This window comes from Sphingobium jiangsuense (assembly GCF_014196495.1).
Classification (GTDB): Bacteria; Pseudomonadota; Alphaproteobacteria; order Sphingomonadales; family Sphingomonadaceae; genus Sphingobium; species Sphingobium jiangsuense.
In genome coordinates this window covers 1-8,126 of sequence record NZ_JACIDT010000041.1, presented here as the reverse complement: position 1 = coordinate 8,126, position 8,126 = coordinate 1, and the positions used below count along the sequence as shown (strand labels likewise).

The following is an 8,126-nucleotide window of genomic DNA, read 5'->3' as shown; positions in this document are numbered from 1 at the left end:
GGGCTTCATCTTCGTTCCTTCGTCACTACGACGAAGCCCAAATCCTCCTTAATTCACAACCTCAAATCTGTGCCATTGGCGCTGACGCCGGACACGTAGAAACACCACAAGAGCGCATTTAGCAGTGTTGTTTTTCCGACACCGTTTTCGGCATAGATAATAGTGACGTTTTTTTCCGGGTCCTCAGAGAACTGAATCGACGTTTCGCCAAAAAAGCAGCGGAAGTCGGTTAGTCTGATCTCCTCAAGTATCATGAGTGTGATCTCCCGCCTTCGTGTGCCGTTCAATCAGCTCTCGGAGCTTCCTTTGGCGTTCGGTCTTCACATTTCTCTTTTCAAAGAAATATGATCGCTCCAGTTCAATGATCTCGCGAACGATTGGCTCATTGCTCAATCCTTCGACTTCCTCGTCACTTGCCATGCGGATCATTTCCCTCCCTGCATTCGGCAGGATCGCAAAGTGTTGGCTACAATGCAACCATTGCGTGATCCGGCAACTACATGAAAAACATACAAAACATGGTAGAATATATGAGTCATAGCGGCAAACCATTGAAAAGCCGTATCCCAATCGGGCAAGCAAGAAGCGCGACATCGCTCGTCGTCCAATCCCAATCTTGTTCTAGAATCGACAGGCAAGTGCTCAGGCCAACCCACCCTTTTGCCGTTACCTGAGAAAATTCGGCGACGTTGGCACGGGGCCCGCCCATTCACCTACGCGTTGCTCCACCTTCCGCGTTTCCCATTTCGCCAGACGGCTGTCTGTCCGCCTATTTCACGATCCTGCTCCTTCGCGTCCTCAAAAACAGCGGAAGGAGATCAGGACATGACGCTATTGGCTTCCAGCCGCTACGACGTTCACGCAGCCATCACAAACAGGCTCATCCCCGCCACTAAGGCCGGAGCAGGGCAGGTCCAGGTTCCATGACATCGCAAAGGCTAGGCCATCTACCGCCCAGCTCAGCGCTTTTCCGTCAGAAATTGCTTCACCCGCTCCTGCGTCTTGCGCCTCGGCCGACGCCCTTCGCGAAGATCCTGAACAAACCGTGGGTCGCCGACAGCCTGCCTACCAAACATGCTGGCCTTCGTACCGCTTCGCGCCAAATAGCCCTCAATCTGGTCCAGGAGATCCATCGCCTTCGACTCGCTTTCCGCTTGTGTTCTTGTTATGTTCTTATTAGGAAGGCTTCCTAGAGTCTAGGATCGAATTTCCTAGACGGATGCGATAGGACCCGCAGCGATGGAAGATGCACGCAAAGCTCTGGACGATCTGATCCAGCAACGAGGGTGTAATTACTCCTCGATCTCCCGCCTTCTTGGACGCAACGCGGCCTACATCCAGCAATACATCCGCCGCGGCAGTCCCCGGCAACTGGATGAGCAGGACCGCTCCGTGCTCGCTCGCTTCTTCGGCGTAGACGAAAAAATCCTTGGCGCTCCCGAGCGGCGATCCGGCCCTGTCGTCGAACTGGTCCATGTCCCGGTTCTCGATGTCGAAGCCTCGGCAGGGCACGGCGCTTTGGCCGAGATGGAATCCAAATGCGCCCAGTTCGGGTTCGACGAAAAGTGGCTGCGCCGTCTGACCGCAAGCAAGGCGACAAGCCTTTCGATCATCGCCGTGCACGGGGACTCGATGGAGCCAACGCTGCATGACGGCGATGAAGTCATGGTTGACCTGAATGATGGACAGTCACGGCTTCGCGACGGAATCTATGTGCTGCGCATGGATGACATGCTCAGCGTCAAGCGGGTCGCTATCGAACCGCAAGGCAAGCGGGTCTCGGTGCTCAGCGACAATCCGGCCTATCCAAGTTGGCGCGGCCTGGAGAAGCGGACGATCAATATCGTCGGCCGCGTGCTTTGGTTCGGCCGCGCGCTTCGCTAGGTAGCTCGCCAATGCTTGCCTTCCTCGCTGCCTCGATCGTCGCTGCCGGCCAGACCTTTACCTGCACGCCCACGCATGTCTGGGATGGCGACGGGCCCATATGGTGCGCCGAAGGCGCTCATGTTCGCATTGCCGGGATCGCCGCGCGCGAAATGGACGGGACATGCCGGACCAATCAGCCGTGTCCCGACGCATCGGCTATCGAAGCGCGCGACGCGCTCGTTGATCTTCTTGGCGGCCCTCGCGGGACCATCTCGACAGGGCATGTCGTGGTTCGTGGACCGAGATTGACGTGCCGGTCGGAAGGTTCGGCAGGTGGCAACCGGACGGCTGCCTGGTGCCGACTGCCAAGCGGAGCCGATCTCTCCTGCTCGATGATCCAGACACGCACAGTGCTGCGCTGGGATCGCTACTGGAAAGGGCCTGCATGCCGCTAGGCCCGGAACTCTATCTGACAGGCCGTCTTGCCGAAGGCCCCTTCGGACTTGAACTCCATTCGGGAGGCGGGGTGTGGGAACTCGACGCCGGGCGTAGAGCACGCCAGTTGCTCGGATGCGAAGTGGAAGTCTGCGGACGCCGCGCCGGGTTCAACGAGCTCATCTGCGATCAGATCTGGCCAGCAGGACAACCCCGCCCTCCTCGCTCCAAATTCAATATTGAACTTCTCCTGGCGGGCAGTGTCGTGGGCTACGGTTTGATCGCGTTCTTCCTCGGCCTTGTTGGACGTCTCGGCTGATGCTGAGCGATTGGGAACTCTGGGCCTGTGCCAACCAGGTCCTGAAGACCCATGGTGAGAATGCACCGCTTCATGTCGCCGAGCAGATCGGCGCGCTCGCGCTGGCACAGGACGAGGCGGGCATCGCCACTTGGAAAGCCATTGCCAAACGCGTGGCAGAGCTGATGGGCAAGGATCGCCCGACGGGCCTGCAATAAGCCAATATTACCTCAACCACATCTCAATGTCGGTCAGCCCATCGGCGAGAGATCGCCTGGAAAGAGAGTGGGCTGAGAGTTCCTGCTGGCATTCCCCTCGCTTTCGATCTCCAAACCCTGCATCCGCTCGACCAGATGGCGCGCGAGATCGACACGAGCATTGCGCTGGGTTCGCGGGTCGTCAGCGCCGAGCCCGACAAGCGTTGCTTCGGACGCGATGGCAATCGCGACTTCGATATGCGTGAACAGGATTTCATCGGCGATTCGGGACATGGTCGCCATGAGAACAAAAACAGAACAAACAGTCAACCGGTGCCATATGAACCCATGCGGATAGGCGCTGTGTCAGATCCCGATTTCGAAGGGCTTGGTGATCGAGCGATCGAGTTCGGGCGGCTCGCGAGCCGGTTCTTGCGAACGATCAGACGCCTTGCCCTTAGCCTGGCCCGTTGCTGCCGCATCGCGCAGCTGATTGACCGTTTCGAGCGCCGAGCGCTTCATTCCCGGATTGCGCTCAACAGCTGCTTCGAGCTTGCCCGCATTGTCGACAAACAGGGTCAGGCCGTCGCGCAGACGGGTTATCGTGACGAGGAATGTCTGCTGGTTGGCAAGATTGCGTTCGCGGCTGTCCATGACGGCAATCCCGCGGTCAGAGGTCAAGCCCTGCGCCATGTGCGCATTGAGCGCGTAGGCAAGATCGAGACGCTCGAGCATGGGGTCGCCCAGCCCCAGCCGGTGCTCGGCGCCAAGCGAGGTTTTCACCGTGACACCCTTCGGATCAACCGCCACGATGCGCGCCTGATCGGCGTTGAGCAGGCCGCGCTTGTGATCCGTCGCCGTCCAGCGAATGCGTTCACCATCGTGGATTTCGAGTGGGCGAACCTCAAACAGACGCAGCGGATCCTGCTCACCTTGCGGTCGCATCTGGCCCGGCCGGAATTCAAAGCGCTTGCCCCGCTCGTTCTGCAGCATCACGCGTTCGCGGGTGGGATCGGTTTCGACCACTTTATAGCGGCCCTTTTGCAGTCCCTGCCCCCTTTGCCGGCGGTCGACTTCGAGCACCATGCCTACCGCATAACTGCGCGCATAACGCATTTCCTCACGCGTAAGGTTCACCCGCGACAGCATGGTGAGAGCCAAGGAACCCGGTCCCAATTCGCCATTGGCTTTGAGCCCGATCTGCACGGCGTCATTCACCTGTCCGCGCAAGTTGCGACCCGACGCATATATGGCGGTCACCTCTCGCTCTGCAGGCGAAAGCGATAGCCAGGCCGCCGCAGCATCGACGGCGGCTGTATTTCCCGACGCGACGACATGCGGACCGAGATGCCGCAAGGCCTCGTCGATATTTCCGCTCTGCGCTGCATATTGAGCATCGCGCAGCGCCTTATCGCGGGCACGGAGGTTGGTGTTCATGATCGCGGTTTCGACGCCTGCTTGCTGCATGACGTCGAAGGGTTTGCCCGCATCGACAGCGCCCAATTGCTTCCTGTCCCCGATGCTGGCGAAGCGGTCTAGCTGAAGCAGGTTGGCGAGGCGCACGAGCTTTTCCTTGTCGGCATTGCCGACCATCGAGGCTTCGTCGAGTAGCACAATGGTGCCGCGCAAAGACGCGCGTGCCTCGGCAAGCCTCGCCTGGTCTGCTCCTTCCAGAAGGCCCTGATGTTGACGTAGAAAGCGCGCGACCGTCATCGAGGGAATGCCGGTGTCACGTTCAAGCATCTGCACGAGCGTGTTCTGGACTGCTAGTCCGAGCACGGACCTGCCTTCCTCGCGCAAGATGTCCGCCACGGGTTTGAGGACGGTACTCTTGCCGGCGCCAGCTACGCCTTGAATGGCGACAATCCGGTTGTGCGAGGCGAGCAGCAGGCGCCCTGCCCCCTCCTGGCCAGGGTTCAAGGTCAGACCATATTTGAGCTGAGAGAGCGCCTGTAGCCGCTCTCCGGCCACATCGGCTGCGACCACGGCAGACCCATGGCCACGTCCGGTTTCGACGGCGGCGATGATGCGCTGTTCGAGCCCGATAGCATCGCGGGTCGTGACAAGATTGCGATCTGCACCCTTGCCTTTTTGCAGGTGGCCCTGGCGCAGCAACTGGTCGACGCGGTGTTCGATGTCGGGGAGCGTGGTGGGCAAGGCAAAGCCTAGTGCTGAGCGATATATCTCGGTCCGCGAGAACGCCGCCTCGCGCTCGCCCAAATGCCGGATTGCCGATGCAACCGCATGAACGGCGGCGATCTGTTCGGGCGTCCGGCGCCCCATGTCGCGAGGCACAAGTGGGTCGCCCTGACGTAGCCCCAGACGCTCCGCGAAGGTCGCAGCCAAGAGGCGCGCCCGCTGACCGATCGATCGGACCGAATTTCCAATTCCGGAGACAGAGCCAATGTCGGTGGCGGCCCGTGCATTGGCCTGTGCAATGACAAGTCTCGGATCAAAGCCCAACTGTGCTGCTGCCTCGCGCCATTGATTCACGAGAGCCTGGCGGTCTGCCACTGGCCCCTTATCCGCGCGGGTCATCAATGTGGCTGCATCCAATGCGGCCGGACCTTTTGCCTCCATGGTCGAGTATGCCTCGAGAATCTCGGTGCGGCGCGAACTGAAGGCGTCACGCACGGGTTTTGGGACGCCCACCGCTTCGAAATTGCCATGCTTGCCGAATTCGCCAACCTGGTAGCCGAGCTTTTCTACGGCCAAGCGGAAACGCGCCATGGTCATGGAATTGAGCAGCGTGTTGTGCTCCCAGAGTTTGTCATTCCTCAGTGCACGCCACTTGCCGTCGGGTCCCTGGGTGACATTGGCAACCACGGCGTGAAAGTGCGCGTTGGGCTCCTGATTACGGTTTGTATCGTGCTGGAAAAGTCCGATCACGAGATTGCGCGTCGCGACCACCCGTTCCTTGCCTCGGACCTCCATGCGGGTTTCGGCGAGATTCTTCTCGGCCCAGGCCAGCGTCTCGCTGACGGCCGCGCCATAGGCATCGAGGATACGTCTGTCTCCGCCGACGAGGGCAAGGATGGACCAGCTCTTGGGCATCGAGAATGTGAGGTCGGTGCCGGCGCGATGCGCCCTGTTATCGCTCCCGACACGGCTGCCATCGGGCAGAATGCCCTTGAGCACGGCCTCGAACTGCGAGGCTTGGATAACGCCTCGCAGTCCAAGCATCTCCGCACCTTTGCCAAGCCATTCACCAGATCTCTCGGCATCGGCGCGGGTATAGTAATTGTCGGCGGCAAAGTAGTTGGCAGCGCCGCCAGCAGTGCGGACATTGGCTACAGAGAGCATGACTTCTCACTCCGCCAGGCGGCGTCTGCCTCGTGCGTCACAGTTCAAAATCGCCGAGGTCGGGCCCCTCCTGCGATGGCTGATCCTGCTCGGGAACGCCGTCTTCGAGCATGAGCTTGCGGGCTTCTGCCTCTCGCTGGCGCTGGGCTGTCCGATCGACGGCTTGCGGCTTATCCGAGGGCGGATTGGCCCGTGGCAAGTCGCTTCGACGTCCCTCCTTCACGCTATTCGATGGATCTTTCTCATCGGGATGATCGCCTTTGCGGAGCGCCGCATTCGTTGGCAGCAACGGACGGGAATTGCGCGGCGTTGCCTTGTGCGCTTCGGGCGACGATTTTCGCCGATGACCAGACTTACCTGACGGCTTCCTGGGGTCATCGGGAATGTCCTTCTCCGCCCGTTTCGCCGCCTGCTGGCGTGATTGCTTGGCATCCGCCTCGACTACCGGCTCAAGTGGAAGAGTACCTTGCTTCGGGACGACAGGCTTGCCTGCCCCGTCATCGTTCGACGAAGGATGTTCGCTATGATTTGCTGGCGGATTGTCAGCTGTCTCGCCGCCTTCACTCTTGCCTTCGACCTGCTGGATCGGCTGTCGATCCTTGGCACGACCGACGAAAACATGCGCGATTTTTTCCCGGTCTATCGGCTTCAGACGGACCGGCGCCGCAGGAAAGCCGTCCGGGAATTTAATGAAGCCCGACAGACGCGGCAGGTTCATCAACTGGTCGGGCAGCAGCAAAGGCTCGATATGCTTGCGCGGCGTCAGGCTGACGGCGTCGCGGGCATTGTTGTAACCATAGGTGTAGCCTTCTTCCATGTCGCGAACCTGGCGATGGCCGATGAAGTCGGAACACCAGGTAGCTGTCTCGCGGTCTGCCGTACCGAGGATCAATTTCGTCCGGGCAAGCGATGCAAGCGTCATCGCCATGTTCTCACCGTAGACCTCCTTGAGCTTGGCATAGGCATGGATGCCGGTGACGATGGCGACGCCGAAATTGCGCGCTGTCTGCAGGCCTTTCTCGAGAGCGGGGAGCCGGTGAAGCGCGCCCAGCTCGTCGATGAAGAACCAGCATTTGAGGTCCTTGGTGCGCGGCATCGTCATCAGCGTATTCATTGCCGTATCGAGCCACAGCGTGAGCAGCTGCGCGCACACGCTCATGTCGACGTAGCGCGCGGAGATGAAGACCATCGAGCCACTTCTTTCGGCGTTAGTGCCCTCGTCTTCATGGTCGCCCTCCTCGACCCAATCGCGGACTGAAAAGCGGCGCCCGGAAGTGGGCAGGAGCTTCAGCGCCTTGGCGTTCACGTTGAACACTGCCCGGATCGATTCCGCCATGCGCGCGGCTTCAGGAGCAGTCAGGGGATCGGCGATCGTGCCTCGCATCATGGCGTGGACCCGCGAGAGATCAGCGGTCATCAGTTCGCGGGCAAGCGCAGCATTGGTGCCCCGCCCTTCGGCCACCAGCTTGAGGCAGAACTCGACGAACAAGGCACGCGCCGCGATGACCCAGAACTGCGCCTCCCCGCCCCCGTCATGGGGCACGAGGGCTTCCGCTGCCGCCCAGAATTCACCCTCGGTGCGGCATTCGTCGAAGAGGCTCCATTGGGGACAGCGCGCGTCGAGCGGGTTCAGAATAATGTCCCGGTCGGCCTGGTAGAAGTGTTCGATGAAAGCGCCGGTTAGGTCAAAGACGACGCAGCGCTGTCCCTTGGCGCGGGCTTCGGCAATCATGTCCGACATGGCGACTGTCTTGCCCATGCCGGTGGTCCCGATGAGCATGGCGTGGCTCTGTTCGAGCCGCCAGGGATAGACCACCGTCGCAAGATGCGAGGGCCGGTATGGAAATGCCGCGGTCAGCTCCTTGGGCGAACACAGATGCCATTTCCAACCCATGGCGCTCGAAAGCTCTCGGGCGCGCTCGCGCTGGTTGTGCTGTCCGTCGTCAGAACATTTGGCACAACTCGCGGCGTAAATTAGCGGAGTGCGGGCCTCGTCCTGGGGTTGATATTAAGCGGCGATCTTGCGG

Annotated in this window: 9 protein-coding genes; 4 read left to right on the top strand and 5 right to left on the bottom strand. The window is 60.4% G+C overall.

Annotation, left to right across the window (positions count from 1 at the left end):
- Window positions 1–53: 53 nt before the first annotated feature.
- Window positions 54–254 carry an AAA family ATPase gene (locus GGR43_RS22885; protein WP_188074027.1) on the bottom strand — a complete coding sequence of 67 codons (201 nt, stop codon included), beginning with the start codon at window positions 252–254 and terminating at the stop codon, window positions 54–56.
- A complete protein-coding gene (locus GGR43_RS22880; protein WP_188074026.1) occupies window positions 244–420 on the bottom strand; it encodes a hypothetical protein in 177 nt (58 codons plus the stop codon). Before GGR43_RS22880 ends, GGR43_RS22885 begins: the two co-directional genes overlap by 11 nt.
- Window positions 421–1,239: 819 nt before the next feature.
- Here GGR43_RS22880 and GGR43_RS22875 point away from each other — a divergent pair.
- Genes GGR43_RS22875 through GGR43_RS22865 form a run of 4 tightly spaced genes read left to right on the top strand, consistent with a single transcriptional unit; the run spans window position 1,240 to window position 2,817 of the window.
- Entirely contained in the window at window positions 1,240–1,884 is a 645-nt protein-coding gene (locus GGR43_RS22875; protein ID WP_007011047.1) for a S24 family peptidase, read from the top strand.
- Between the two features lie 11 nt (window positions 1,885–1,895).
- The gene (locus GGR43_RS23680; RefSeq protein ID WP_246343993.1) at window positions 1,896–2,321 is read left to right on the top strand and encodes a thermonuclease family protein; all 426 of its coding nucleotides are present in this window, start codon (window positions 1,896–1,898) and stop codon (window positions 2,319–2,321) included.
- Entirely contained in the window at window positions 2,312–2,620 is a 309-nt protein-coding gene (locus GGR43_RS22870; protein WP_188074029.1) for a DUF5818 domain-containing protein, read from the top strand. The genes GGR43_RS23680 and GGR43_RS22870 overlap by 10 nt, the downstream gene beginning before the upstream one ends.
- Window positions 2,620–2,817, top strand: coding sequence for a DUF6961 family protein (locus tag GGR43_RS22865; protein WP_188074025.1), 198 nt, complete (start codon window positions 2,620–2,622; stop codon window positions 2,815–2,817). Before GGR43_RS22870 ends, GGR43_RS22865 begins: the two co-directional genes overlap by 1 nt.
- A 33-nt stretch (window positions 2,818–2,850) precedes the next feature.
- Here GGR43_RS22865 and GGR43_RS22860 read toward each other — a convergent pair whose 3' ends face one another.
- From GGR43_RS22860 to GGR43_RS22850, 3 genes are all read right to left on the bottom strand, one after another.
- Entirely contained in the window at window positions 2,851–3,090 is a 240-nt protein-coding gene (locus GGR43_RS22860) for a hypothetical protein (protein WP_188074028.1), read from the bottom strand.
- Between the two features lie 72 nt (window positions 3,091–3,162).
- Window positions 3,163–6,099, bottom strand: a complete 2,937-nt coding sequence (gene mobF / locus GGR43_RS22855) for a MobF family relaxase (protein ID WP_188074024.1) — start codon at window positions 6,097–6,099, stop codon at window positions 3,163–3,165.
- A 37-nt stretch (window positions 6,100–6,136) separates the two neighbouring features.
- On the bottom strand, window positions 6,137–7,993 hold the full coding sequence (locus GGR43_RS22850; RefSeq protein ID WP_246343992.1) for a type IV secretion system DNA-binding domain-containing protein: 1,857 nt from the start codon (window positions 7,991–7,993) through the stop codon (window positions 6,137–6,139).
- Window positions 7,994–8,126 lie beyond the last annotated feature (133 nt).

Coding starts and splice junctions, on each gene's coding strand:
- GGR43_RS23680 (WP_246343993.1), top strand. CDS start 1,896: ATGCTTGCCTTCCTCGCTGCCTCGATCGTCGCTGCCGGCCAGACCTTT.
- GGR43_RS22860 (WP_188074028.1), bottom strand. CDS start 3,090: ATGTCCCGAATCGCCGATGAAATCCTGTTCACGCATATCGAAGTCGCG.
- mobF (WP_188074024.1), bottom strand. CDS start 6,099: ATGCTCTCTGTAGCCAATGTCCGCACTGCTGGCGGCGCTGCCAACTAC.
- GGR43_RS22870 (WP_188074029.1), top strand. CDS start 2,312: ATGCCGCTAGGCCCGGAACTCTATCTGACAGGCCGTCTTGCCGAAGGC.
- GGR43_RS22885 (WP_188074027.1), bottom strand. CDS start 254: ATGATACTTGAGGAGATCAGACTAACCGACTTCCGCTGCTTTTTTGGC.
- GGR43_RS22865 (WP_188074025.1), top strand. CDS start 2,620: ATGCTGAGCGATTGGGAACTCTGGGCCTGTGCCAACCAGGTCCTGAAG.
- GGR43_RS22875 (WP_007011047.1), top strand. CDS start 1,240: ATGGAAGATGCACGCAAAGCTCTGGACGATCTGATCCAGCAACGAGGG.
- GGR43_RS22850 (WP_246343992.1), bottom strand. CDS start 7,993: ATGGGTTGGAAATGGCATCTGTGTTCGCCCAAGGAGCTGACCGCGGCA.
- GGR43_RS22880 (WP_188074026.1), bottom strand. CDS start 420: ATGGCAAGTGACGAGGAAGTCGAAGGATTGAGCAATGAGCCAATCGTT.